Source organism: Mangrovibacter phragmitis, from assembly GCF_001655675.1.
Classification (GTDB): domain Bacteria; phylum Pseudomonadota; class Gammaproteobacteria; order Enterobacterales; family Enterobacteriaceae; genus Mangrovibacter; species Mangrovibacter phragmitis.
Genome location: NZ_LYRP01000003.1, coordinates 1 through 26,326 on the forward strand (window position 1 = coordinate 1; position 26,326 = coordinate 26,326).

23 protein-coding genes are annotated in these 26,326 nt (G+C 50.7%); 10 read left to right on the plus strand and 13 right to left on the minus strand.

Annotation, left to right across the window (positions count from 1 at the left end):
* The 8 genes from A9B99_RS06470 to A9B99_RS06505 all read right to left on the minus strand — a co-directional run.
* On the minus strand, positions 1 to 831 hold an 831-nt coding region (locus A9B99_RS06470; RefSeq protein ID WP_156519011.1), incomplete at its 3' end, for a type VI secretion system Vgr family protein.
* Between the two features lie 229 nt (positions 832 to 1,060).
* The gene (locus A9B99_RS06475; RefSeq protein ID WP_064595829.1) at positions 1,061 to 2,755 is read right to left on the minus strand and encodes an OmpA family protein; all 1,695 of its coding nucleotides are present in this window, start codon (positions 2,753 to 2,755) and stop codon (positions 1,061 to 1,063) included.
* A 3-nt stretch (positions 2,756 to 2,758) separates the two neighbouring features.
* On the minus strand, positions 2,759 to 3,412 hold the full coding sequence (gene tssL / locus A9B99_RS06480) for a type VI secretion system protein TssL, short form (protein WP_064595831.1): 654 nt from the start codon (positions 3,410 to 3,412) through the stop codon (positions 2,759 to 2,761).
* Positions 3,409 to 4,746: a type VI secretion system baseplate subunit TssK gene (gene tssK / locus A9B99_RS06485; RefSeq protein ID WP_064595833.1), complete on the minus strand. Its 1,338-nt coding sequence runs from the start codon at positions 4,744 to 4,746 to the stop codon at positions 3,409 to 3,411. The genes tssL and tssK overlap by 4 nt, the downstream gene beginning before the upstream one ends.
* A 523-nt stretch (positions 4,747 to 5,269) precedes the next feature.
* Positions 5,270 to 6,169: a Dyp-type peroxidase gene (locus tag A9B99_RS06490; protein ID WP_064595835.1), complete on the minus strand. Its 900-nt coding sequence runs from the start codon at positions 6,167 to 6,169 to the stop codon at positions 5,270 to 5,272.
* 100 nt (positions 6,170 to 6,269) lie between these two features.
* Positions 6,270 to 6,845, minus strand: a complete 576-nt coding sequence (locus tag A9B99_RS06495) for an RpoE-regulated lipoprotein (RefSeq protein ID WP_064595837.1) — start codon at positions 6,843 to 6,845, stop codon at positions 6,270 to 6,272.
* A 43-nt stretch (positions 6,846 to 6,888) separates the two neighbouring features.
* Positions 6,889 to 7,344 (minus strand): DUF2919 domain-containing protein, encoded by a 456-nt coding sequence (locus tag A9B99_RS06500; protein ID WP_064595838.1) that lies wholly within the window; start codon positions 7,342 to 7,344, stop codon positions 6,889 to 6,891.
* Positions 7,345 to 7,490: 146 nt separating this feature from the next.
* Positions 7,491 to 7,916 (minus strand): GNAT family acetyltransferase, encoded by a 426-nt coding sequence (locus tag A9B99_RS06505; RefSeq protein ID WP_064595839.1) that lies wholly within the window; start codon positions 7,914 to 7,916, stop codon positions 7,491 to 7,493.
* A 218-nt stretch (positions 7,917 to 8,134) separates the two neighbouring features.
* Here A9B99_RS06505 and amiA point away from each other — a divergent pair, with 218 nt between their 5' ends.
* Entirely contained in the window at positions 8,135 to 9,010 is an 876-nt protein-coding gene (gene amiA / locus A9B99_RS06510) for an N-acetylmuramoyl-L-alanine amidase AmiA (protein ID WP_064595840.1), read from the plus strand.
* A gap of 3 nt (positions 9,011 to 9,013) precedes the next feature.
* Entirely contained in the window at positions 9,014 to 9,916 is a 903-nt protein-coding gene (gene hemF, locus A9B99_RS06515; protein ID WP_064595841.1) for an oxygen-dependent coproporphyrinogen oxidase, read from the plus strand.
* Positions 9,917 to 10,073: 157 nt separating this feature from the next.
* Here hemF and maeB read toward each other — a convergent pair whose 3' ends face one another.
* Entirely contained in the window at positions 10,074 to 12,353 is a 2,280-nt protein-coding gene (gene maeB / locus A9B99_RS06520) for an NADP-dependent oxaloacetate-decarboxylating malate dehydrogenase (protein WP_064595843.1), read from the minus strand.
* A gap of 274 nt (positions 12,354 to 12,627) precedes the next feature.
* On the opposite strand from maeB, the gene tal reads away from it, so the two are divergent.
* Entirely contained in the window at positions 12,628 to 13,584 is a 957-nt protein-coding gene (gene tal / locus A9B99_RS06525; protein WP_064595852.1) for a transaldolase, read from the plus strand.
* Positions 13,585 to 13,647: 63 nt separating this feature from the next.
* Here tal and A9B99_RS06530 read toward each other — a convergent pair whose 3' ends face one another.
* The 3 genes from A9B99_RS06530 to aegA all read right to left on the minus strand — a co-directional run bounded on the left by A9B99_RS06530 (position 13,648) and on the right by aegA (position 17,461).
* Positions 13,648 to 14,661, minus strand: a complete 1,014-nt coding sequence (locus A9B99_RS06530; RefSeq protein WP_064596083.1) for a DUF1176 domain-containing protein — start codon at positions 14,659 to 14,661, stop codon at positions 13,648 to 13,650.
* Between the two features lie 170 nt (positions 14,662 to 14,831).
* Positions 14,832 to 15,407 carry a GDP-mannose pyrophosphatase NudK gene (nudK, locus tag A9B99_RS06535; protein WP_064595855.1) on the minus strand — a complete coding sequence of 192 codons (576 nt, stop codon included), beginning with the start codon at positions 15,405 to 15,407 and terminating at the stop codon, positions 14,832 to 14,834.
* A gap of 86 nt (positions 15,408 to 15,493) precedes the next feature.
* Positions 15,494 to 17,461 carry a formate-dependent uric acid utilization protein AegA gene (aegA, locus tag A9B99_RS06540; RefSeq protein ID WP_064595857.1) on the minus strand — a complete coding sequence of 656 codons (1,968 nt, stop codon included), beginning with the start codon at positions 17,459 to 17,461 and terminating at the stop codon, positions 15,494 to 15,496.
* A gap of 398 nt (positions 17,462 to 17,859) precedes the next feature.
* Here aegA and narQ point away from each other — a divergent pair, with 398 nt between their 5' ends.
* From narQ to acrD, 3 genes are all read left to right on the plus strand, one after another.
* The gene (gene narQ / locus A9B99_RS06545; protein WP_156519012.1) at positions 17,860 to 19,566 is read left to right on the plus strand and encodes a nitrate/nitrite two-component system sensor histidine kinase NarQ; all 1,707 of its coding nucleotides are present in this window, start codon (positions 17,860 to 17,862) and stop codon (positions 19,564 to 19,566) included.
* 17 nt (positions 19,567 to 19,583) lie between these two features.
* A complete protein-coding gene (locus A9B99_RS06550) occupies positions 19,584 to 19,994 on the plus strand; it encodes a response regulator (protein WP_064595858.1) in 411 nt (136 codons plus the stop codon).
* Positions 19,995 to 20,213: 219 nt separating this feature from the next.
* Positions 20,214 to 23,330, plus strand: coding sequence for a multidrug efflux RND transporter permease AcrD (acrD, locus tag A9B99_RS06555; protein ID WP_064595860.1), 3,117 nt, complete (start codon positions 20,214 to 20,216; stop codon positions 23,328 to 23,330).
* 137 nt (positions 23,331 to 23,467) lie between these two features.
* Here acrD and ypfM read toward each other — a convergent pair whose 3' ends face one another.
* Positions 23,468 to 23,527: a protein YpfM gene (gene ypfM / locus A9B99_RS23795; protein ID WP_110025756.1), complete on the minus strand. Its 60-nt coding sequence runs from the start codon at positions 23,525 to 23,527 to the stop codon at positions 23,468 to 23,470.
* A 204-nt stretch (positions 23,528 to 23,731) separates the two neighbouring features.
* Here ypfM and A9B99_RS06560 point away from each other — a divergent pair, with 204 nt between their 5' ends.
* The 4 genes from A9B99_RS06560 to A9B99_RS06575 all read left to right on the plus strand — a co-directional run bounded on the left by A9B99_RS06560 (position 23,732) and on the right by A9B99_RS06575 (position 26,275).
* A complete protein-coding gene (locus A9B99_RS06560) occupies positions 23,732 to 24,163 on the plus strand; it encodes a GNAT family N-acetyltransferase (protein WP_064595862.1) in 432 nt (143 codons plus the stop codon).
* 378 nt (positions 24,164 to 24,541) lie between these two features.
* Positions 24,542 to 24,922 (plus strand): ArsC family reductase, encoded by a 381-nt coding sequence (locus tag A9B99_RS06565; RefSeq protein ID WP_064595865.1) that lies wholly within the window; start codon positions 24,542 to 24,544, stop codon positions 24,920 to 24,922.
* A 3-nt stretch (positions 24,923 to 24,925) separates the two neighbouring features.
* The gene (gene dapE, locus A9B99_RS06570; protein WP_064595867.1) at positions 24,926 to 26,053 is read left to right on the plus strand and encodes a succinyl-diaminopimelate desuccinylase; all 1,128 of its coding nucleotides are present in this window, start codon (positions 24,926 to 24,928) and stop codon (positions 26,051 to 26,053) included.
* A 27-nt stretch (positions 26,054 to 26,080) separates the two neighbouring features.
* Positions 26,081 to 26,275 carry a YpfN family protein gene (locus tag A9B99_RS06575; protein WP_064595870.1) on the plus strand — a complete coding sequence of 65 codons (195 nt, stop codon included), beginning with the start codon at positions 26,081 to 26,083 and terminating at the stop codon, positions 26,273 to 26,275.
* Positions 26,276 to 26,326: the final 51 nt, after the last annotated feature.

The window sequence follows — 26,326 nt, forward strand, 5'->3', positions numbered from 1 at the left end:
GTAGACATCTCCCCAGGTGACACCCTCGCCGTCGCCCCGGGTCATGTCGGCGGGTTCCGAGAGCAACACCCGTTGTGCTTCACGGTGGTTGTAGTCACCGGCGGTAACCGAGCGCACCGCCACATTCTGCGTAACATGAACATCCCATACCGAGTCTGCGCCATTATCGTTAGCGCCGGACGGGCTGTTTAACGGCAGTTTTTTCCCGAAGAACCAGGCGCCCGGCCTGTCGGCAAAGTTCACCACTTCAGTCTGTGTTTCCGGGTGCAGGGTGAAGAAGTAAAAAATCCCCAGTTCAGCCAGCAGGCGTTCAATAAACGCCAGGTCGTTTTCCTGGTACTGGTTAATCTGTTCACGTTTCGGGTAGTCGTGGCTGAGGATAAACTCATATTCCCAGCCATTCAGGCGGTGCTCCCGCAGGACCTCTTCCACCACTTCCGGCACCGATTTGTTGACGAAAAAGCGGTGAGTACGAAACTGGTTAGCCAGCAGTGCAATAAAGGGTTCCAGTACAATGCTGTACTTCGCTTCATCTGCAGAGCCGCCGGTGCGGGTGAAATGCGTGATAACCCCGTGCACCACTTTGCGGTCTGCCAGGGAAAGCAGGTTGCCTGCGCCCATCGTCAGTGTTGCGGGTTTGGCCAGGAGCTGGCGGGCATCAATGTTTTTGTCGGTACTGGTAAACCTGATGGTGTAGCGGTAAAGCGCGCTCATCGCCTCTTCGCCACGGAAATCTTCCACATCGGTGTCAGCGCTGCAGGAAGGTATGGTGAGGCGGTAGCGGTTCAGGGTGTTGCGGGTGAGCGTGTTGCGCATCCCTGTCAGATTCATGGTGTTAACTCCCTTTATATCAGTAAGGTTGCTCTTGATGCGGGCCGCTACCCAGCCGCCGGGCCGGGTAAGTAGCAGGAGCGGGCATCTGAACGTTTCATTTGTGCGGCGCCCCTGCAGGCACGCTACCGCCCGTTGCTTTCCCCTTCACTGGGAGCCAAAGCACATCAGGCGTGGTTTCCGGGTTGTGAGCCCCACATGGCAGCTGTTGGGGATGTTGGGTAGTGCGTTATGCTGCTGTATTTATGTTTGAACCCGGTATCTGGCAGGCATTAGCCCCGGGTAACAGCGTGATTTCAACCCGGCGGTTGCGTGCCCGCCCTTCCGGTGTGCCGTTCGGTGCGACAGGGCGGCTTTCACCATAGCCCTGCACTGCAAAGCAGCTTTCCGGCACCCCACCGGTATCGCGCATCCAGTCACGCACTGCTTCGGCACGCTTCAGCGAGAGCAACTGGTTATGCGCTGGATTGCCGGTGTTATCCGTGTGCCCGGCAATAACAACCAACCCGCCAGGTCTTTCCCGAATAGCAACCAGCGCACTCACCAGCACAGAAGTGGAGCCAGGTTTGAGTTTGTATTTCCCGGAATCGAACAGCGACAGGCTGTCCAGGTTCAGAGTCTCTGGCTCAGGAATAGTGGTTGTGACAACAGGATGAGGTAATGGCAGTGGAGCTTTGTCGGTAAGCGCCGCTTCCAGTAGCGGTAACAGGCGCTCGCCTTGATAAAGGCCCAGGCTATAACGCTGTGGCACACCCTGGCGCTGCCAGGTGCCCAATTGAGCGGCATCAGCCTGCAGGCGTTGCTGTGCGCGTAACACGGGCTCAGCCCATTCACCAGAAGTGCGTTGGTACAGGGCGAGGTGGTCCCCAATATCACGGATAAATTGCTGGTTGTTCACCCAGGATGCCAGCATCGCCAGGGCAAGAAAAGCGCCGCCCAGTAACCCGGCATAACGCCAGAAAACCGATTGCGGTGTAATACCCGGGCGGTGTGGTAACTCAGGCAAAAACAAGTCCGGTAAAGGTAATGAAGATTCAGTGGCAGCAGCACCTGGCGGCAGTGTGGTGTATGAAGCGATATGCTGCTGCCACAGATTACTCTGCTCACCTTGCACTGGTGCCACGCAAACGCCCTGCTGGCAGAATTCCAGAGCGGGTAAATCCCCTGCTGGCACCGACAATACCGGCTGGATGGTGCGTTCGCGCCAGGCCAACAGGCTGCCCAGCCACAGCGCCATGCTCACGCATGGTTGGCGTGAACGGCCGTGTGCATCATTCACCCACTGAGATAACGGCAGGTTCACCTGGCCGGGCTGGTGCACCTGCATTTCCGGATGGTGGTTGAGGGCTGAAAACCAGACTGGCTCTGCCCACGTACCAGCCACTGGCGGCGACACCCAGGTGACACCCCATAAAGGAAGTGCGCAGCCCAGGGGTAAATGGCACTGCCCCACCGCGCGCTGCCACCCGCGCAGGCGGTGGATGAAATCGCCTTCGCAGCAATGGTGCTCTGGAAAGGTTGCCAGCAAAATAGAGAGTTGTGGTACCAGTGCAGGGCGGTACTGATTGAAGAGTTGTACCAACAATGGTAATTGTGGCGCATCCTCCACACGCAAATACCAGCCGTGGCAGGTTTCACGCTGCCAGGAATCAGGGGCGAACAAGGCCGTATTATCGCCACAAACCAGAATGACAGCGCCCTGGTAGCCTTCCGGCGGTAAGTGTTCCTGCCTGGTGCCCTTAACCCTGGTTGCCAGTGCCCGGTTAGTTCCCTGCTGGCGCCAGAGCATGACACCACACACCAGCACAACCAACAGACTAAGCACAGCCTTGCTGGCTTCGGAAAGCGGCCAAAAGCCCAGAATAAGCCACAATGCAAGCACTGCGCCGAGTGCGGTTAACAGCCGCGGGTAAAGATCACGCATCGTTTACCCCGGCAGGATTATCTGGTTAACCAGTTTAGTGAGAGAGGAGGAAAGCACAAACCACAATGCAGCCAGCACCCCGGCCCCGGCTACCCAGAACAACCAGTAGCTATGCCTGTTGCTGTGCTGTTGAGAAGGCATGACCACAATGGGTGCATCCTGAGCCTGGGTGAACCCGGGAACCCGCTCGCCAAGTGCTTTGACTACGTCCTCGCGCTGTTCATCATCTTGCGAGCGATAGTGCCCGACAAACCCAAGTTGTAATGTGCGATACAGACAGGTGAGGACTGCGGTATCTGGCTCGGGATCATTGCGCTTTTCACGAATAAGCGCCCACACCGCCTCACCCGCATTCAGTGAGCCAAAGAAATGTGCCTGTAACGGGTCGTGGTACCAGGCCTGGTAGCCGTCATCAGTTGTTCCCCTGTTCATCACACTCTCATCAAGCAGTGCGCACAGGGCATAGACCATATGGTCACGTCGGGTATCACTGTAACCCGCTTCAGTAAGCGCTGTTCGCGCCTCTTCTACCACCTGGCATGCCCGGCGATAGAGACCTTTGCCATCATGCACCACCTGACCACTACGTAGCTGGCTGGCCATCAGCCACCCCGGGTAGAAGATACGTTCGAGCTCGCGTTGTTCAGTTTTATTCATGTGCGCAGTACCGCGTAAAGTTCAAGTTGCACATCTCCCAGTGAAGCCGGGGTGTAAAAAGAGCAGTTGCCTGTTACCAGCATTTCTCTTGCGGCATCCGAGTGCAGATCCAGCGCGAAATACTGATTCTCCAGGCGTAATGGAATAGCGGCGGGAACATGGGAAAGCGGAATGATGACGATGCCACTCAGCGCCACATTCACTACATCAGACACATCACCAAAACTGCCTGCCTTACACAGTTGTGGGAATTTCACCTGTAACTCATGATTGGGCACAGACGCGCGTACAGAGAGGTAAAAATCTGCCCCCTCTCGCAGGCGGGCATCATGCAGGGAGCCTTTCCAGATTTGGTCGGCATGCTCAAGTTGAATACTGATAACCCGCGATGGCAGGCTGGCTTCCAGCAGTTTGTCGAGCAGTGCCAGTAACGGGGGAAACACCTGTTCAGGCGCATTATGCTGGTATGCGGGAATATCGGCGGCTTCATGCGCCAGTGAGAAGGTGAGCAGACTGCCCGCGAGGCGCACCAGTTCACGGTAGAACAACTCCGGATGGTGCGATGGCGCCTGTAGCAACGCAGCCAGTACAGGCTCAGCACTGTTCAGGGCATTAAGCAACCAAAACAGGGACACATCCGCCACCGCAAAATCGGCCATACGTGCATTGCTCTCACGGCGCATTGCCATCAGGCGACGGCGGCGGGCCTGCAAACGTACCAGCAGTTCATTCAGGGCTGAAACCAGGATGGGGCTTGCTGCAACAGAGAGTAATGGTGGGATAAATGCGCTGTCACGGCACCACTGCCCCTGGGCGTTGCGCACCAGACGGGCAACCGGACAGGTCAGGTATGCGGTATTTTCCTGGCCAGACAACCGCAGCGTGATGGCATGGCGCAATACGGCCAGTTCTGTGCGCTCATGGCCTGCCAGGTCCTGTACCACAACCCGCTCGGACTTCCAGCGCTGTGGACGATCACTGCCCTGCCCGGCAGCCAGATTACCCCCACTGGCACTTAATAACGGTAACGCTGCGACTACCTCAATGGCTTCGATTCCGGTTACAGAAGGTATCTCGCAAACTGGCGGCAGATTGTCTGCAAGACCTGTATCCACAAGAGTACCATCCTGAAACCGCACCACCAGGCGTGTCATATTCAGGCGCGACACCTCCAGCGCAGAGTCATCAAATTCAGCAGCCACTACGCCCCACGGGTGCGAAACCCCCATACGGGCCTGCGAATCAACCAGATACTCTTGCCAGTTAGCCTGCTGCTGAAACTGCTGTGGTGCCAGTATGGCCCCGTCTTCCCAAAGCGGGCGATAAATCTTCATCCCTGTTCTCCTTCACCTTACTGTCACGCCTGATTTCTGTTGACCAGACACGACAGGAAGCTGTGTATAGGTTTCACACAGCGACAGTGATAATAGAGCAACATTATATTTTTGATCAAATATTTAGATCTTTGTATTGTAAATAAGGAATTCCTTAGACTTAAACACCAAAAAATCTCATGCAAAAAACGGAGATAAGAAAAATGGGTAACGCAAAACCATAACCACTGGCTTAGAAAATGCACACAAGTGTTTTAGCGGGGGATTACAGGAACGTGGAACCTAAAAGTGGTCAGCTTTGAGAAGGGCTATTTTCAGGTGAGGAGGGACTTTACCGGGTGAAAACCGTAAGCACAGGTTCAGCAGGCTGATTTACCGGATCACAACCCTGAGCACCAGGTTAGTGATTCAGGCTTATTTTTACCAGAGCACGGAAAAGAAAAATCTTTTTTTGGTGTGTGTATTTGAGCGTTCGCTTATTCCACACCGGCCTTTCACACGCCGGTGTGTTATGCAATGTCAATTACAGGTTAGCCAGGCGCTCACGCGAAGGCGCGAAATAGTAGCCCCCGGTAACTGGCCGGGTAAAACGCAACATCGCATCGCGTTTTCCGTCTGCCTCGCCAAACATACTCAACAGTTGTGCTTCAATGTTGTGTAGCCGTGCGCAGTAAGCACAAAAATAGAGGCCATGAGTACCACTGGCGGTGCCATAAGGCAGGCTCTGGCGCACAATTTTCATGCTTTTGCCGTCTTCTTTCAAATCAACACGGGTCAGGTGCGAAGTCACCGGGCGCTCATCCGGGTCAATTTCTTCATTAGCGACTTTGGTTCGCCCAAACACCATTTCCTGCTCAGAAACCGCCATGTGGTTCAGTTGTTCCAGGTTGTGCTCCCAACGTTGCACCAGAACATAGCTGCCACCCGCATCAATGCCGCTATTGATAACAGCGACTTCACGGCGAAGCGCGTCACCTGCCGGGTTTTCTGTACCATCGACAAAGCCGCTCAGGTCACGGTCTTCAACCCAACGAAAGCCATGAGTTTCTTCGACAAAATTCACCACAGGGCTGAACAGTGACACCACAGCCTGCGCCACAGTAAAATTCACGTCATGGCGCAATGACATAATATGAATCATTACATCGTGCTGAGTTGCGGGTGCCAGCCCTTTGCCTAAAGGGGTAAAGTTTTTCAGCTCTTCTGCGCCTTTGCCGCCACTTAATTCACGCCAGGTGTCATGCCCAAATGCCACAACCGCGCCCAAATGCGCATCCGGGAACTGTGCTTCCAGTTCACCCAATTTTTCGCTGAAGCGTTTGCTCGCTTCACGTAATGCGCCAACCTCTCCCTGAACCCGGCCTTCCAGCCAGATTGCGGCCCGACAATGTTCAGGCAAAATACCACTTTGTGCCTCAGACATAACGCCTCCTGAATAAAATTGCGCCGCCTGATGCGGCACTTTTGGGCATGATTATATTCTTTTTTGAGTAACACTTTTTGCGACTGCGCAAATCAGGGTTTCATCGCGCCCATACAATTTGCGAAACAGTCCAGTTCCTGAGTGTCTCATCCGGTGGAATAAGCCCTTCCGGCCCCTGCCATTCACCACTGAAGATATAATGAATATGCTGGCTGCCGGGAGCCTGGCAATCTACATTTCCCCGTTCATCTCCGGTTCCGGCCAGACAGTGCCCCTGTGCTTTGTCAAAAATTTTACTAAAGGGAGAACCTATCTCCACCCCGGTGTCACTGGTGATTGAAGGGTCGGTAACCACAATACGCGCCAGAGCACCTTTGTCGCCACTAATGACTAACATCACCTTGCTATCTTTGAGCGCTTCAAAGTAGCGCACCACTTCGCCACTTTGCATTTTCATTCCTTCACGCAAGTGGTAGCCACTACCAATAGCAGCACTGATCCTTTCACTGGTTAATGGCGTACTGGCGGTCAGTGTGCCAAGCCCTTGCTCTGTTACAGATAAATCACTGCCAAACCAGTTCCATGGGGCAAGAGAAGACCACTGAAAGGAGGAGAAAGAGGCACAACCACTCAACAACAGCGGTATTGCACAAATCAGAATGCGTTGTTTATTCATTTACAAGGTTCCTTATCCTGCTTGTATTGCTGTACTTCAGGCTTTACTCCATGGGTGCAAAAAAGCACCGCCGTAAGCGGGGGTTTGTCACCCACCAGAAAAGCGCAACCGAGTCAGCAACACAAAACAGCAACGATACCAGTGAACTGGCATCGTCCTGAAAAAAATGGCGCGCCGTCTGGCACATGATAACCACCTGAGCCACCAGCAAAACCCAGTATGCATGGTGCCAAAGCCTCAGAAAATGCTGGCGCCATGAACATAAGAAAAAACCCGCGAGCGCAGGCAGCCCCATTAATAAGCCGCCCCAGAATGCCTGATGATCGGGGTAAAAAAGCGTAAGTAAGGTATCACCTTGCTGGCGGGAGGCGCCAGCCATAATAAACAATACCCAGGTTCGGGCCTGTAGCAGTAACACGCCCCAAAATAATACAGGTAAGCGCAAACGCCCTGCAGCATCGTAATCATCGGGCGTAACCTGAGTATATTTACTTTTCATGGTACTCAACTTGGGGCCGAAGGGATAAATAAGCACCGTGACCAACGGGCTTTACCCTTATTAAAACAAAGGATAAAAGAGTAATTCACCTGCTAACAGATGTAAGAAAACGCCACGAAATATAACAATATTCAGCACGAACAGGCTTAATATTCCTGGTCTTCAATCAGACGTTTCCCCATGCTAATAGAATCCTGCACTTCGTAACCTAAATGTTCATACATTGCCAGCACACTGTCATTTTCTTCACGCACCATCAGATTAATTTTTGGGCAGCCTCGGGCAATTAACTTTTTCTCCAGGCGATTCAATAATGCATTGGCAATACCGCGCCCACGGAATTCAGGGTGAACCCCCAGATAATAGGCTGCGCCGCGATGGCCGTCATAACCCCCCATGACAGAACCGACGATTTCACCACCCACTTCGGCTACCAAAAAAAGCTCCGGGTCGTGATTCATCTTGCGTTCAATATCCATTTCCGGATCATTCCATGGGCGCAAAAGATCACAACGTTCCCACAGGGTGATCACCTCTTCGAAGTCGTCCTGGCGAAAAACGCGTATCTCCATGGTTATCCTCACTAAGTTAACCCAAAGAGATGATTATGAACGTTAGCGCAGCAATAGCCAATATCAGACACATCTATGTTGTAAAAATGGCATAATGCCCGGCCGTCATCCATTGAAATGAAAAGTAAAACTTTTTTAATGCGGCGATTGTCGTTCATGTGTTGACGATACGATATAACAATAATTCAGGAATCCACTTAGCATATATTTCAGGCCGCATGAGTAAATTAAAACTGCTTAAACAACTTACTTCCCGCCGCCAGTTACTTCTGACGGGCCTGGCGGCGCTGACCGTAGCAAGCACTACAAAAGCACTTGCAAAAGAAACGGCTCAGCCACTGAAAACACACAATGCCCACAGCAAGGCAAAAACCAGCCATATACGCGCCCGGCGCATTGTTATGATTGACCCGGGGCACGGTGGTATTGATTCAGGAGCCATTGGCCATCATGGTTCGGAAGAAAAACATGTCGTGCTGGCTATCGCCAAATATGTGCGGGGTATGTTGCGCCAGAAAGGTTTCGATGCCCGTCTGACCCGGACTACCGATACGTTTATTCCGCTGTATGACCGGGTTGAGATAGCGCACAAACATGGCGCTGACCTGTTTTTATCCATTCACGCCGATGGGTTTACCAGCCCACAGGCTTCCGGTGCTTCGGTGTTTGCACTTTCCAACCGTGGTGCCAGTAGTGCCATGGCGAAATATCTTTCCGACCGTGAAAACGCTGCAGATGATGTCGCCGGTAAGCAAGTAAAAGACCGCGACCACTATTTACAGCAGGTGCTGTTTGACCTGGTGCAGACAGATACGATTAAAAACAGTCTGACGCTCGGCTCACATATCATTCGCCAGATAAAACCAATCCACCACCTGCACAGTAACCATACTGAGCAGGCCGCGTTTGTCGTGTTAAAATCACCATCTATTCCTTCAGTTCTGGTTGAAACGTCGTTTATCACCAACCCGGCTGAAGAGCGCCAGCTTGGTACCACAGCGTTTCGCAAAAAGATAGCCACCGCCATTTCCGATGGTGTTGACAGCTACTTTAACTGGTTTGATAACCACAAAGCCCATACGCGGCACGGATAACTTATGGAACAGCCTGATTTCAATGCCGTTAAAAACTGGCTGCTGGGGTTACAGGACCACCTGTGCCAGCAATTAAGCGCCCAGGACACAGCAGAGTTTAGTGAAGATAACTGGGTTCGTGAGGGCGGCGGCGGTGGGCGGAGCCGTGTGCTGCGCGGCACTGTGTTTGAACAGGCTGGTGTGAATTTCTCTCATGTTCATGGCGACACAATGCCTGGCTCAGCTACAGCGCACCGGCCAGAACTGGCCGGGCGGAGCTTTGAAGCTATGGGGGTTTCGCTGGTTATTCATCCTCACAACCCTTACGTGCCCACCAGCCATGCCAATGTGCGCTTTTTTATGGCAGAAAAACCGGGAGCAGACCCGGTATGGTGGTTTGGTGGCGGGTTTGACCTCACGCCGTTCTATGGTTTTAAAGAAGACGCCGTGCACTGGCATCGCACTGCATACGACTTATGTACGCCATTTGGCAGTGAGGTGTATCCACGTTATAAAAAATGGTGCGATGAGTACTTCTGGCTGCGCCACCGTAACGAAGCCCGGGGAATTGGCGGCTTATTTTTTGATGACCTGAACACCCCCAACTTCGGGCAGTGTTTTCGCTTTACTCAGGCGGTAGGTGAAGGCTTCTCTCAGGCTTACCTGCCCATTGTTGAACGGCGTAAAGGTATTCCCTTTGGCGAACGTGAACGCCAGTTCCAGTTGTACCGCCGCGGGCGTTATGTTGAATTTAACCTGGTCTGGGACCGTGGCACGTTATTTGGTTTGCAAAGTGGCGGGCGCACGGAGTCAATTTTAATGTCCATGCCACCATTAGTGCGCTGGGAATATGACTGGTCACCAGAAGAAGGTAGCCCGGAAGCCGCGCTGTATACGGATTTTCTGCCCGTCAGGGAGTGGCTGTAATAACACCAAAAAAGCCCCACTACAAAGTGGGGCAAACAGACATCAACGTTGTAAAACGTAAAGCGCGTTATAAAACCTGGCTGTGCCAGTTCAGTAACAGGGATACGCTACGGATTACCGAGTTACAGGCAACCACAGCAAAGTATCCCCGGGTTGGTTAAATAGGTGACGTTTGCGCCTCCACCACAGCCAGTGCCACCATATTCACAATACGCCGTACAGAGGCAATAGGTGTCAGCACATGCACCGGTTTGGCTATGCCCATCAGTACCGGCCCAACGGTGACGCCTTCTGAGCTGGATACCCGCAACAGGTTGTAGCTGATACGTGCAGCCTCCATGTTCGGCATGATGAGAATATTGGCCGCACCTTTCAGTGGGCTGTCTGGCATCCGCTCATGGCGGATACTTTCCGTCAACGCCGCATCGCCATGCATCTCACCATCAATCATCAGGTCAGGTGCTCGCTCGCGTACTCGTTTCAGGGTCTCACGCATTTTCATCGCGGCAGGCGCATCAGAAGATCCGTAATTTGAGTGCGACAGCAGCGCCACGCGTGGTTCAATCCCAAACCGGCGTACTGTTTCAGCCGCCAGCAAAGTGATTTCTGTTAGTTGTTCCGGGTTGGGATCATCATTGACGTAAGTGTCAGCAATAAAGGTGTTACCGCTGGGCAGCAACAACGCATTCATCGCCCCAGCTGCTTTCACTTCATCACGGTAGCCAAACAATTTTTCCAGAATGGTGAAATGTTCGTGGTATTCCCCTACTGTGCCACAAATCAGTCCATCTGCTTCACCACGATGTACCATAATCGCACCAATCACAGTGGTGTTGCTGATAACGGTACGCTGAGCCTGTTCCTGAGTCACGCCACGGCGTTTCATCAGGTTGTAGTATTCTGTCCAGTAGGCTTTAAACCGCGGGTCGGATTCATTGTTAACAATATCGAAATCCTTACCCAGTTCAATTTGCAGGCCCAGTTTTTTGATACGCATGTCGATAACGCCCGGGCGACCAATCAGAATCGGGCGGGCCAGACCAAGGGTGACCAGCTCCTGTGTAGCATGCAGAACGCGTGGTTCTTCCCCTTCAGCCAGCACAATACGTTTTGGGTCTTTACGCGCCTGAGAGAAAATAGGCTTCATGAACAAGTTTGTTTTATAGACAAACTCAGTCAGTTTTTCCCGGTAAGCGTCCATGTCTTCAATAGGGCGTGTAGCCACACCAGAATCCATCGCGGCTTTCGCCACCGCTGGGGCAATCTTAACAATCAGGCGGGGATCAAAAGGTTTCGGGATCAGGTAATCCGGGCCAAAACTCAGCTCCTGGTCGCCATAAGCCGATGCCACAACTTCGCTTTGCTCTGCATGAGCAAGTTCAGCAATAGCACGCACCGCAGCCAGTTTCATCTCTTCGTTAATGGCCGTGGCCCCCACATCCAGCGCACCGCGGAAAATAAACGGGAAACACAAAACATTGTTCACCTGGTTGGGGTAATCGGAGCGGCCTGTACAAATAATGGCATCGGCGCGAACTTCTTTAGCCAGTGGTGGGAGAATTTCTGGCTCCGGGTTCGCCAGGGCAAGAATCAATGGCGCTTCAGCCATTTTTTTCACCATGTCCTGTGTCAGAACTTTCGGGCCAGAACATCCCAAGAAAATATCAGCACCGGCAATGACATCATCCAGTGTACGACGGCCATCATCCACCACAGCGTAGGCTGCTTTAGTTTCCACCATATTCGCATCACGCCCCTGGTAGATAACGCCTTTGGAATCACACACCACAATATTGTGTTTCTGCATGCCCAGCGCCACCAGCAGGTTCATACAGGCAATCGCGGAGGCTCCAGCCCCGGAAACCACCAGACGAACATCGCCAATATTCTTTTTCACTACCCGCAAACCATTTAATACCGCCGCGGTGCAGATGATAGCCGTACCGTGCTGATCATCATGAAAGACAGGGATCTTCATGCGTTCGCGAAGTTTCTTCTCAATGTAGAAACACTCAGGCGCTTTAATATCTTCCAGGTTGATCCCGCCAAACGTTGGCTCCAGGGCCGCTACCACGTCGATCAATTTATCCGGGTCGTGTTCGTCCACTTCAATATCGAACACATCAATACCGGCAAATTTTTTAAACAGAACGCCTTTACCTTCCATTACGGGTTTTCCGGCCAGTGCACCGATATTCCCCAACCCCAGAACGGCTGTACCGTTAGAAACTACTGCCACCAGGTTGCCACGCGCAGTATATTTATGCGCAGCAAGTGGATTTTCGGCAATTTCCAGACAGGGTGCTGCCACTCCAGGTGAATAAGCCAGCGCGAGGTCTCGTTGGGTTGCCAGTGGTTTGGTTGGCGAAACCTGAATTTTCCCCGGAACAGGGAATTCATGAAAATCGAGAGCACTTTGCTTTAGTTGTTCGTCCATTTTGTAATCCTGTTAGTTTCAAGCAGGCGATGAAAAGAAGCGGTACGATATAACCCGCCAGGCCCGACAAGTATTACCTGGCGGTGCAACCTAAACTTTGAAGGCAGTTAGATTCCTGAAAATAGTCAAAGATTTGTTAGCTAATTATAAATCGTATGTTACCCGGCTGCAGAGCCACTGCATGGGTTGTTTGCTACTCTTTTTGTAAACCAGGTCTCGCTTTTTTACCTGGCGTGTGGAGAAAGCGTCGGTTCTGAATACAGGAGAAGTCAACATGAACCAACTTGATGCAATTAAACAGTTTACGACCGTCGTCGCCGACAGTGGCGACATCTCATCTATCCTGCACTACCAGCCGCAGGATGCAACCACCAACCCTTCTTTGTTGCTCAAGGCTGCCAGCTTGCCGCAATATCAACATTTGATTGAAGATGCGCTGGCCTGGGGCAATCAGCAAGGTACAACCCAGGAAGTTCAAATTAAGGCCGCCTGCGACAAACTGGCAGTTAATGTTGGTGCGGAAATTCTGAAAAATATCCCGGGCCGGGTTTCTACCGAAGTGGACGCGCACCTCTCTTTCGATACACAAAAAAGCATTCGTAAGGCACATGAGTTAGTGGAAATGTATGCCGCTCAGGGATTCGATACGTCGCGTATTCTTATCAAGCTGGCGGCAACCTGGGAAGGCATTCTCGCGGCAGAACACCTGGAGCGAGATGGTATTCACTGTAATCTCACTTTGTTGTTTTCACTGGCTCAGGCCAGGGCCTGCGCTGAGGCAGGGGTTTTTCTTATCTCGCCTTTTGTCGGGCGTATTTATGACTGGTTCCAGGCCCGTACACCGTTATCGCCTTACATCGTGGAAGAAGACCCGGGTGTGAAATCGGTGCGTAATATTTATGATTACATGAAACGCCACCGTTACCCGACCATTATCATGGGTGCCAGCTTCCGTCGTGTTGAACAAATTCTGGCCCTGGCCGGTTGCGACCGGTTAACCATTTCACCGGCATTGCTGGAAGAATTGCAGAATAGTGATGAACCGGTTATCCGTAAATTGATCCCGTCTTCTGAAACTTTCTCAACATCACAACCGTTGAGTGAAGCTGCATTCCGCTGGGAACAAAACCAGGATGAAATGGCAACGGATAAACTGGCGGAGGGAATAAGATTATTCGCCGCTGACCAGCGCAAACTGGAAGATTTACTGGCAGCCAAAAACCAGCAGTAACAGGTTCAACAGGTGGCGGGGCCGTTATTCTGTCCGGCCTCAGCCACCTTGCCAGCTCAGGTTTTAGTTTGCCACCCACAGCGTCGGCCAGGCATCTGCGGTTTCCTGCCCGTCACACACCGGCTGGGAAGCCAGGCGCACCAGCCTGAACTGCTCATCAGTATAGCGCCAACGAGTTGTCACCCCGCAATCAGCAAACCCGCGCCCTTTATTCAGGGTAACAAACACCTGGTCATGATCATCAAAACGGGTGTTCATCAGTTCCACATCCCTGTCGTGGCCTTCCCAGTTAAAAGGCAGGCGCAGACGGATACGCCGTGCATGGAACGGTTTTTCACGGTTGAGTATCCAGACCAGATCAACCACGTTATAGGCGCCGGATTCACAACTCACCATCAGAATGGCTTTATTACCGGACAGCGGAGCAACACGAACTTCACGTTGTGAAGGATCCATTGAACAATGGCTGTTTGCCATGCGCCAGGATCCATAATCAAGCAGGCCGTTGAGCTCAGTCGCGCTGAGTGGGGCTACGGGAAGTTCAGGTTTATCGATAGTCACTAACCCTGGTGCAGGGGGAGTTTTCTGTGGCGGTAAGTCACCGGGATCAATCCAGGCGCTTTGGTTACCCTGGCGTTTCTGCGTGGTATCGATAAATTCCAGAGCACGTTTCAGGCCATCAAGGGAAACCGAACCCTGAGCATGAGCAAGCGTGATGGGGGAATTATCCGTGTCTGCCGCCAGTTTGCGTAGCAGAGCCGTTATTACCCCCGGATTGGTGGTTTTTAACCGATGAGGGGTAATTTGCCAGGATTTTTTATCCAGTTGTAAGGGCTTTCCTCGCCATAACAGGCGGCCATTAATCGCCGGGAGCTTTGTTGGTGGCGCATAAAGCGAACCCAGCTCGATACGTAAAGACATATCGTCTTTGGCACCAGCACTGCGCGATAGCGCCATTATCAACCCGTGATGGTGGCTGACATTACGCGCCTGGCAAAAATTTTGGTTATTACAGGTGACCAGCCAGTCAGCAAATTGCTGCTGCACGGGGCCAGCCAAAGCGAGCCCCGGCAACATGCCGGATAATAAAATACCCAGAAAAAAGAGATGACCGGATGATAAGCGCACAGACAATCCTGTAAACCAGAAAAGCAAAATAATGTCGCCGTATCTTCGTTCCCCTTGTGGGCTGGCTCAATAAGATTTGTCGGATTGAAAAAAAACGAATCTCAAAATGAAGGTGACCGTTAATCCATATAGCCGCTTAATTTAAGATGTTGCAGTAAAATCACTGTCTTGCCATCGCGAATCTCGCCGTTACGTACTTTTTCCATCGCATCATCAAAAGCCATTTCAATAACATCAATAGCTTCATCATCAACGCCGCCCCCGGCACTTTTCTTCAGTTGCGCGTTATAGGGTGCAATGAAGAAATAAACCACTTCCGTTACCCCACCAGGAGACATATACAGTTCAAAGACTTTTTCGACCTCGCCTACCTGGTAACCGGTTTCTTCCATCGCTTCTTTACGGGCGCAGGCTTCAGGTGCATCGTTGTCCAGTAACCCGGCACAGGCTTCAATCAGCCGTCCATCCTCGTTGCCATTCACCCAGGTTGCCACACGAAACTGGCGGGTCAACACCACACTGCGCTGGTCGCGGTTATACAGCAAGATTGTTGCACCGTTTCCCCGGTCATAGACTTCGCGTTTTTGGCGAATAACTTCACCATTATTACGGGTCAGTTCGTAGGTGATATTGCGCAGAATAAAATAATTATCAGAGAGGACTTTGTCTTTGATGATAGTAATTTTTGGCGGCATAGCAGCTCCCGAAATCAGACAAGAGTCACCATACTACGCCGCCAGAGGCAATTTGTCGTTGCCGTTTTATTACCGTTAAAGCGCGATTACAGCCATGACTGCTGGGGTACAATACTGAGGTAATTCATAATCCCCTGCGCCGCATGACGCCCTTCCGCCATTGCTGTTACTACCAGATCGGCTCCGCGTACTGCATCACCACCGGCAAAGATTTTCGGATGGCTGGTCTGGTAACGGTAAGTGCTGGTGACATGTGCCAGAATACGCCCCCGGTTATCCAGAGAAACACCTTGTTCTTCCAGCCACGGTAAACTGTGTGGATGAAACCCAAATGCCATTAACACGGCGTCAGCTGGCAACACGAACTCACTATCTTCAATGGGTACGGGACGCCGCCGCCCGGCACTGTCTGGCTCGCCCATGCAGGTACGCTGCATGCGAATGCCTGCAACACCACCTTGCTCATTAAGCACAATTTCCAGTGGCTGAACATTAAACTCAAAAGCCGCGCCTTCTTCCCGTGCATTTTTCACCTCTTTTTTCGAACCAGGCATATTGGCTTCATCACGCCGGTAGGCACAGGTGACACTGGCCGCATTCTGCCGCAAAGCAGTGCGCACACAATCCATTGCGGTATCCCCGCCCCCCAGTACCACGACATCTTTCCCGGCCAGATTCGCATATGGCGCATTAGGTGATTCGGGCAGCCCCATAACATTACGCGTGCTGGCAATTAAGTACGGCAGTGCATCATGGACGCCTGGCGCATCTTCATTTGCCAACCCAGCCTTCATTGAGCGATAGGTTCCTACACCAACAAAAACCGCATCGTACTCATCGAGAATATGTTGTAGCGTAATATCCGCCCCCACCTCGCAATTCAGATGAAATGTCACCCCCATTTCAGTGAAGATCTCCCGGCGGCGTTGTAACAACGCTTTATCCAGTTTAAACGCCGGAATACCAAATGTGAGCAACCCACCAATTTCAGGATGGCGATCAAACACAGTTACCGAGACACCGTTGCGAGTCAGAACATCCGCGCAGGCAAGCCCTGCCGGGCCTGCGCCAATCACAGCGACAGATTTATTAGCGGGTGAAATATTACCCAGCTGAGGTTTCCAGCCCGCGGAGAAGGCCTGATCGGTAATATAACGCTCGATGTTACCAATGGTGACGGCTCCGGATTTGTCACGCAGTGTGCACTGGCTTTCGCACAGGCGGTCTTGCGGGCATACACGCCCGGTAATTTCAGGCAGGCTGTTGGTCTGGTGTGAGAGTTCAACGGCTTCCATCACCCTGCCTTCTCTGACCAACTCTATCCACTGTGGAATAGAGTTATGTAACGGGCAGGTCCACTCACAGATGCTATGTTCGCCACAAGTCAGGCAACGACGAGCCGCATTGCTGGCCTGGTTGCGGTCATAAGTCAGGTAAATTTCATCAAAGCAGCGTTTACGCCGCTCTGCATCAAGTTTGGCAGCTTCTTCACGGTGGGCAGTAGTGCGCATTTGCTGAACTTTGGTATTCACACCCGCTTTCATCGGAACACCGCCACCGGCTTCACGCCCGGCAGCTTGCTGGCGGCGTTGTCTGGTAAGGGATGTAAGCGTTTGTGGAGTAATCAGCTTTAATGCCCCGCTTGGGCAATTTTCCACACAGGCGGGGCCAGACTCCCGCCCCGCACATAAATCACATTTCTGAGCAATACCCCGGCCTGCGGCTTCCGGTGCATCAACCACAATGTCCATCGCCCCGAACGGACAGGCGACAACACAAGACTTGCAACCAATACATCTCTGGTTACGCAACTGGATAGTGCCAGCTTCACGATAAATTGCGTCGTTTGGGCAGCTTTGCAGGCAGGGGGCATCTTCGCAGTGGCGGCAGGTTACTGCACTGCGCTGCTCACCTTGCGCAATTACATGAATTCGCGGCAAAAACTGTTCCGGCGCGGCAACATGGCGTTCATTATTATGGGACATCACGCAGGCGACTTCACAGGCATGGCATCCCAGGCAATCCTGGGTGTTGGCAATAACAAAACGATTCATCATTTATTCTGGCCATTATTAACAGGTACAGTTTTTATAAGCGCCCGCACTTCAGCAGAAGAACCACCAGCAGACCAGACTGCCACCTTCCCCTTGCAGGTCACGGTACCCTTCACGAAAAGCCATAAGGGTATAAACTCATTTAATTACTCGACCTGTTTGTGGTAAGGCAATGTTCAGTTGTCCAGGTTTATCTGGAAAATGCAGTTATACTGTGTTGGATCAAATAATTGTCATTTTTTATAAAACATAGTTTTATTTAATATGGAATTTTATGAGGGTACCTCTGTATCACTGGATGCAGCGATATCAAAAAAGATCCTGCAAAAGTGGCGATTCTTCCGACATAATTACTTTCAGGTAACGCTTTACTGATACGTTTGTTAAAAGGACGGCATGTGATCGTTAAGCAATCAGTATCTTCAACCCTTGCCCGTGCATTCCTGTATATTGTTCTGGTTTCACTGCTGTCCACTGGTCTGGCACTGGTAACGCTTTCCAGTAGTCTGCGAGATGCGCAAGCTGTGAATATTGCCGGTTCATTACGCATGCAAAGTTACCGGATGGGCTATGATTTGCAGGCTGCGCCCGACATGCTGCCTGAGCACCAGAAGAAATATACTGCTTCTCTTAACTCCCCTGTTTTTCACGCGCTGGACCATTGGTATGTTCCCACCAATGTACGCAAACAGTATGCTCAAATTCAGGCTGCGTGGAAGGAAATGCAACGCCAGCTTCAGGCGGGAAACCACGACTGGTATCACCAAAATATTGCCAACTATGTTAGCAACATCAACGAATTCGTTTTTGCTCTGCAACTGTATGCGGAAAAGAAAGTGATGCTGGTGGCAATCTTTGCCGCACTCGGTTTTATGACCATCTTACTGGTTATCTTTTTTACGCTGGAACGCATCCGCCTGCATGTCGTGTCTCCGCTTGAGTCACTGGTTACTGCCAGTAAAAAAATTCAGAGTGGCGTGTTCCACATTCCTCCACTGCGTACCGACTTACCGAATGAACTGGGTATGCTGTCGCGCAGTTTTACTGCCATGACAGATGAGTTAAATAAGTTTTACCGTTCGCTGGAAGAAAAGGTCACGGAGAAGACACTGGATTTACAGCAAGCCAACCGTATGCTGGAAGTGTTGTACAACTGCTCCCAGGCAATGAACACCAGCTCGATGGACCCGCTGAGCTTTCGCCACATTTTGCAAATAATCCGCCAGCATGAACATGTTGAGTGTATTGAAATGCTGGTAGGGGAAAACTGGTCCATACGTGAAGGTAGCGAAGTACCAGATTGCGACTGGCAGACCATTCCGGTCACCATGCAGGATACAGTGTTTGGCCAGTTACGCTGGCAGGCTGAGCCCAAAACCCCACCTGCACAGATGATGGAAAGTATCGCTAATATGTTAGGCCGGGGGCTGTTTTTCAACCAGGCGCAAAAACACTATCAGCAACTGTTGTTAATGGAGGAACGAGCTACTATTGCCCGCGAATTGCATGATTCCCTGGCTCAGGTGCTTTCTTACCTGCGCATTCAGATGGCGCTGCTCAACCGGAGTGTTCCTCAGGAAAACCCGATGGCGCGACAAATCATTGAGGATTTTTCTAAAGCGCTGAATGATGCCTACCGGCAATTGCGCGAACTGTTGTCAACATTCCGCCTGACACTGCAACAGGCCGATCTGTCTGCTGCCCTGCATGAAATGATTGAACCTTTACGAGCACAAACTACGGCACAAATCCACCTGGACTGCCGGATGCCCACCCAGGCCCTGGACGCACAGCAACAAGTACACTTACTGCAACTGATACGGGAGGCGGTACTCAATGCCATTAAACACGCCAATGCCAGTGAAATATCGGTAAGTTGTATTTCTTCTCCCGACGGCGGCCACGCTGTTTATGTTCGTGATAATGGCCGGGGGATTCAAAGCCTTGAAGAACCTGCCGGGCATTACGGCTTAAATATTATGCATGAACGGGCACAACGTCTTGGTGGCAAACTGGCTATCTCATGCCCGGTAACGGGTGGGACGCTGGTAAGCCTGAGTTTTTCAACCGATGCCGGCAACACAACCGGTGCTACAACATCGTGATTATCGCAGGGGGAATTATGCCACACACAGATCCATGCCGTATTTTAGTTGTTGATGATCACCCATTAATTCGCAAAGGGGTTCGCCAGCTTATCGAACTGGAAGACGATCTGGTTATCATTGGTGAAGCAGAAGACGGGCAACAGACACTTGATCAGGTTGCTGCACTAATGCCGGATTTAATCATTCTTGATTTGAATATGAGTGGTATGAGTGGGCTGGAAGCTTTACGCATTTTGCGCGCTCAGCAAACTATTGCCCATGTATTGATTCTTACTATCTCAGATGCTCCGGAAGATATGCAGGCAGCGCTGGCTGCAGGTGCTGATGATTACCTGGTTAAAGATAACGACCCGGAACTATTGCTTTCCGCAATTAAAACAGGCGCAGAAAGAGGGCGGGAGCGCCGCCATCACCAGCAAAAATAACAAACACCACTTTGTGAAAAATCGCACTTTTATCACTTTTTGCTTTTTTGCAAATATGTTATTTAATTGCTCCAGGAAAATAATTGTAAAAATAAAACGTTATTTCTAAAAAACACATACACTGATTCCCTGTTTTCTGCATGCTGTGACTCCAGTATGAAGTTGGCATGCACAGGTAACTGATAATAATGAATTATCTTCTTTGAGGATTCCGCCAACATGGCGAACTTTTTTATTAATCGCCCAATTTTTGCCTGGGTTATCGCCATTCTGTTGTGCCTGACAGGGTTAATGGCCATCATTTCCCTTCCTGTTGAACAATATCCCAGTTTAGCCCCGCCAAATGTTCGTATCACTGCGAATTACCCCGGCGCTTCTGCGCAAACCATGGAAAACACCGTCACGCAGATTATTGAGCAGAACTTAACGGGTATCGATAACCTGATGTATATGTCTTCGCAGAGTACCAGTTCTGGTCAGGCGATTATTACCCTCAGTTTTGAGGCCGGAACCAATCCGGATGAAGCCGTGCAACAGGTCCAGAACCAGTTGCAAACTGCAATGCGTAAATTACCTCAGGCCGTCCAGAACCAGGGAGTAACCGTACGTAAAACAGGTGATACCAATATTCTGACTATCGCATTTGTTTCAACCGATGGCAGTATGGGTAAACAGGATATTGCCGATTACGTCGCCAGTAATATTCAGGACCCGATCAGCCGTATTGATGGCGTGGGTGATATTGATGCCTATGGTTCCCAATACTCCATGCGCATCTGGCTCAACCCGGTAAAACTCAACAGTTACCAGCTCACTACCGCTGATGTGGTCAGTGCAATTACTTCCCAGAACAGCCAGATTGCAGTCGGGCAATTGGGGGGGTTACCTTCCCTCGACACACAGGCGCTGAACGCCACAATTAATGCACAGTCGTTGTTACAAACTCCGGCACAGTTCAGAGCCATCACGCTGAAAGTTAACCAGGATGGTTCGATGGTCACGCTCGGTGATGTCGCCAAAGTGGAGCTGGGAGCGGAAAGTTATGACTACTTAAGCCGTTACAATGGGCAGCCGGCATCTGGTCTGGGAATTAAACTGGCATCCGGTGCCAATGAAATGGAAACGGCGAAACGCGTGCTGGCTAAACTTGATGAACTCTCTCCTTATTTCCCGCACGGTCTGGAATATCGGGTTGCCTACGAAACGTCATCATTCGTTAAAGCATCGATTACCGATGTTGTGAAAACCCTGGTCGAAGCGGTTTTCCTGGTATTTTTAGTCATGTACCTGTTTTTGCAAAACTTCAGGGCAACGTTAATCCCCACCATTGCTGTTCCTGTTGTGTTGTCCGGTACGTTTGCGGTGTTGTACACCTTTGGTTACAGCATCAACACACTCACTATGTTTGCGATGGTGCTGGCAATTGGACTATTGGTTGATGATGCCATTGTGGTGGTGGAAAACGTCGAACGTATTATGGCGGAAGAAGGGCTCTCTCCCAGAGCCGCCACCCGTAAATCGATGAAACAAATCCAAAGTGCGCTGGTCGGGATAACCATGGTGCTTAGCGCGGTGTTTATTCCCATGGCGTTTTTTGGTGGTACCACTGGTGCTATTTACCGGCAGTTTTCCGTTACTATCGTTACCGCCATGGTGCTGTCGGTTCTGGTTGCGATGATTCTTACGCCCGCACTGTGTGCAACGCTGCTTAAGCCACATTCTCAAGGGCATTCCCAAGGGAAGAAAGGTTTCTTTGGCTGGTTCAACCGCACATTTACCAAAAGCACGTTACGCTATGAGCGCGCCGTTGGTCGCATTCTGCAACGCAGCCTGCGCTGGATGCTGCTTTATGTGCTACTGATTGGCGCAATGGCTGTCCTGTTTTTACGCTTACCCACTTCGTTTTTACCCACAGAAGACCGGGGGATGTTCCTGGCTTCAGTACAGCTCCCCAGTGGCTCCACGCAACACCAGACCCTGAAGGTGGTTGAAAAAATAGAGCACTACTTCCTGCAAGACGAGAAGAAGAATGTCGTTTCTGTTTTTGCCACAGTTGGCGCAGGGCCGGGGGGGAACGGGCAAAATGTCGCACGGTTGTTTATTCGCCTGAAAGACTGGAGTGAGCGGGAATCTAAAACGGACACCGCATCTGCCATCATTCAACGCGCGACAAAAGCGCTGTCACATATTCGTGAAGCGCGTATTTTTGTGAATAACCCCGCCCCTATCAGTGGGCTGGGGAGCGCTGCCGGGTTCGATATGGAGCTACAGGATCACGCTGGCACCGGGCACGATGCACTGATGCAGGCCAGAGACCAGCTTCTTGCCATGGCTGCCAACAATCCCGATTTGGTGCGAGTGCGCCACAATGGGCTGGACGACAGCCCGCAACTACGTATTGATGTTGACCAGCGTAAAGCTCAGGCTTTAGGTGTTTCAGTCAATGACATCAACAGTATTTTGCAAACTGCCTGGGGTTCCAGCTATGTGAATGACTTTATGGATCGTGGGCGCGTGAAAAAAGTTTATGTGCAGGGCGAAGCCCGGTATCGCATGCTGCCTGATGACATCAACCAGTGGTATGTTCGTAACAGTAGTGGCGGTATGGTGCCGTTTTCTGCTTTTGCCTCTTCTCACTGGGAAACCGGCTCACCAAGGCTTGAACGTTACAATGGTTATTCTGCGGTGGAGATCCTCGGCGAAGCGGCACCGGGCGTCAGTAGCGGGACGGCCATGAATATCATGGAAGACCTGGTGAGAAAACTACCGGGTAATTTTGGTTTTGAATGGACAGCCTTGTCGTATCAGGAGCGCCTGTCTGGTGCGCAGGCACCAGCATTATATGGTTTATCCTTACTGGTTATCTTCCTGTGCCTCGCAGCACTCTACGAAAGTTGGTCAGTGCCCTTCTCAGTCATGCTGGTGGTTCCCCTGGGGGTAATTGGCGCACTGGTTGCCACCTGGTTACGCGGGCTGGAGAACGATGTTTACTTCCAGGTCGGGCTGTTGACTGTGATTGGGATATCCGCGAAGAATGCCATCCTGATTGTGGAGTTTGCCAATGAGCGCAACGCCAGTGGGGCAACATTGCTGGACGCCACTCTGGAAGCCTGTCGCCAGCGCCTGCGCCCTATTCTAATGACCTCACTGGCCTTTGTATTTGGGGTATTACCCATGGCAATGAGTTCTGGCGCAGGCTCTGCCAGCCAGCATGCAGTTGGCACCGGGGTGATGGGAGGGATGATTTCCGCCACTATTCTGGCTATTTTCTTTGTCCCGCTGTTCTTTACGCTTATTCGGCGCCGCTTCCCGCTGCCACCGTCTTATGACGACTGACAGATAACTGGCGCAGTTCGGGCAGAAAACAAAAAGGCGACATTCACGTCGCCTTTTTCATTTCATTGTTTGACCGTTTGTTCGCTATAGCAGCGATGGACGATCACCACACTGCTTCTTCTTTAAAAACAGAAAGATTATTTACGCAACATGCCTGCGATAAAATCTTTCCAGTTCCCCAGTTCGCGTTCAATCATAACAACCTCTCTTATAATTGACTTAATAATACAAAAAATTATCAATGATGTGAAGAAAATTTATCCAATGGTTGTGATAAGTTTTTTCAGTGTTCGCTGGTGATTACCTTTGCGTCTTGCTAATAATATCGGCTTATGATGGAAAACATTATGTGACGCAACGCAATAATTACGCTATGAAATGAAAAAAAAGGTGATCCAGATATGATTATTTTAACCGATAAAAATGATGCCAAAATTAATTGGCAAGAAGTGGCAAACCTTATTGAGTCAGGAGGGTTAAATAAACGTAACCCTTGTGAGGTAGAGCACGCATTTATGCACAGCACCTTTACCTGGTTTGGCTTTGAAGCAGGGGAACTGGTCGCTACTGCCCGTGCAATCAGTGACTTAACCTGGGCGAGTTATTTGGCTGATGTCGTTGTTTCCCCCGCCTTTCAGGGTACCGGACTGGGAAAGCAACTGATGCTTATGATTAAAGAAACCTTGTCACCTTACGGCAAAACTTTCATTTATGCAGTACCAGATAAAATACCCTTTTATGAAAAGCACGGCTTTTGTGTATTGTTAACTGGAATGGTATGCGATAAGAGTGAAAACTTATTCACTCTACGGAAAAACGGATATATTCGATGAAAAGTTTGTCATGTTATTTGAACGGCATGGTTAATTATTTTGATGATGATTTCAGGTGCAAGTATTTCCGCCTGATTTATCGTTGTCATTCTCAGCCAATAATATGAGAAAACATGTAATAACAATATATATAAAGTGGTTATTAGTTTGCGCTCGCACCAGGTTCTTCCTCACATGGTAAGTGCTAACTGGCTGCTTTCACAGGCAACTGACCCTGTGAATACCCTGCTGTGGCGGCAAACAGCCAGGGATTATTTAATCAATCTATCGTTCAGTTATGGATCTGCCGCGGTGTGTACGGCATTATCAACGGTCAGGTTTTTACCTATGAGATAAAGACAAAGCACAAACATCCTATATAACAGGTGACACAGATTCATGGTAACCCCGGCAAACTCGACAACATTAATACTTTACGGCATTAAAAATTGCGACACGATTAAAAAAGCCCGCCGCTGGCTGGACGCACATCAGGTGACTTATCAGTTTCATGATTACCGTGCTGATGGTCTGGACGATGTGCTGTTGGATAGCTTTATAGCAGAATTGGGATGGGAAGCGCTGCTCAATACCCGTGGCACAACCTGGCGCAAGCTGGATGAAACGCATCGGGCGTCAATCACATCCGCTGAACCTGCGAAACAATTGATGAAAGAAATGCCAGCCATCATTAAACGCCCATTGCTCTGTGCCCCCGGTAAGCCTATGCTGCTGGGCTTTAGTGAAGAAAAATATCAGCAGTTTGTGAGTGAGGTGTAGTGTATGTCCTGCCCGGTTATTGAACTGACTCAGCAACTTATTCGTCGCCCTTCCCTGAGCCCGGATGATGCCGGTTGCCAGGCACTACTGGCAGAAAGGTTGCGGGCAATTGGTTTTACAGTTGAGCCGATGAATTTTGGCGATACCGAGAATTTTTGGGCCTGGCGTGGCAAAGGTGAAACACTGGCTTTTGCAGGGCACACTGATGTAGTACCGGCTGGCGATTATGACCGCTGGATTAACCCGCCTTTCGAACCAACCATTCGTGATGGCATGCTATTTGGCCGTGGTGCGGCTGATATGAAAGGCTCACTGGCGGCAATGGTTGTTGCAGCTGAACGTTTTGTCGCCCACCACCCCAATCATAAAGGCCGTCTGGCATTTATGATTACGTCCGATGAAGAAGCCAGTGCCACAAATGGCACAGTAAAAGTTGTTGAGGCATTGATGGCGCGCAATGAGCGTCTGGATTACTGCCTGGTTGGTGAACCCTCAAGTAGCGAAGTGGTCGGCGATGTAGTCAAAAATGGCCGTCGGGGTTCTCTGACCTGTAACCTGACAATCCATGGTGTCCAGGGCCATGTTGCCTATCCGCATCTGGCGGACAACCCGGTGCACCGCGCAGCGCCCATGCTCAATGAGCTGGTGAACATCAACTGGGATGATGGCAATGCGTTCTTCCCGCCCACCAGTATGCAGATTGCCAATATTCAGGCTGGCACAGGCAGCAACAATGTTATTCCCGGTGATTTGTTCGTGCAGTTTAACTTTCGTTTTAGTACTGAACTGACAGATGAAGACATCAAAAACCAGGTAACAGCACTGCTGGATAAACACCAGTTGCGCTACACCATGGAATGGTGGTTATCCGGGCAGCCTTTTCTTACTTCACGCGGTAAACTGGTGGATGCGGTAGTTAATGCTGTCGAACATTATAATGAAATTAAACCGCAGTTGCTGACTAATGGCGGTACATCTGACGGGCGTTTTATTGCGCGTATGGGTGCCCAGGTAGTTGAACTGGGGCCGGTTAACGCGACCATTCATAAAATTAATGAATGCGTAAAAGCTTCTGACCTGCAGCTCCTTGCCCGCATGTATCAGCGTATTATGGAACACCTGGTTGCGTAACAGCTTCCACTGAAAGAGGAACAAACAATGGAATGGTTATCAAAATACTGGTGGATTATTGTACTGGTGTTTTTACTTGGAGTGTTCATCAACGTTATCAAAGATTTGATGCGCGTTGATCACAAAAAATTCCTCGCCAATAAACCTGATTTGCCACCACATCGTGATTGTAATGATAAGTGGGACGATGACGATAACTGGCCGGATAAAAAAAGCAAATAGAGCAAATAAGGTTTGTAGCCCCTGTTCAGACAGGGGCTACAGCTATGGCAG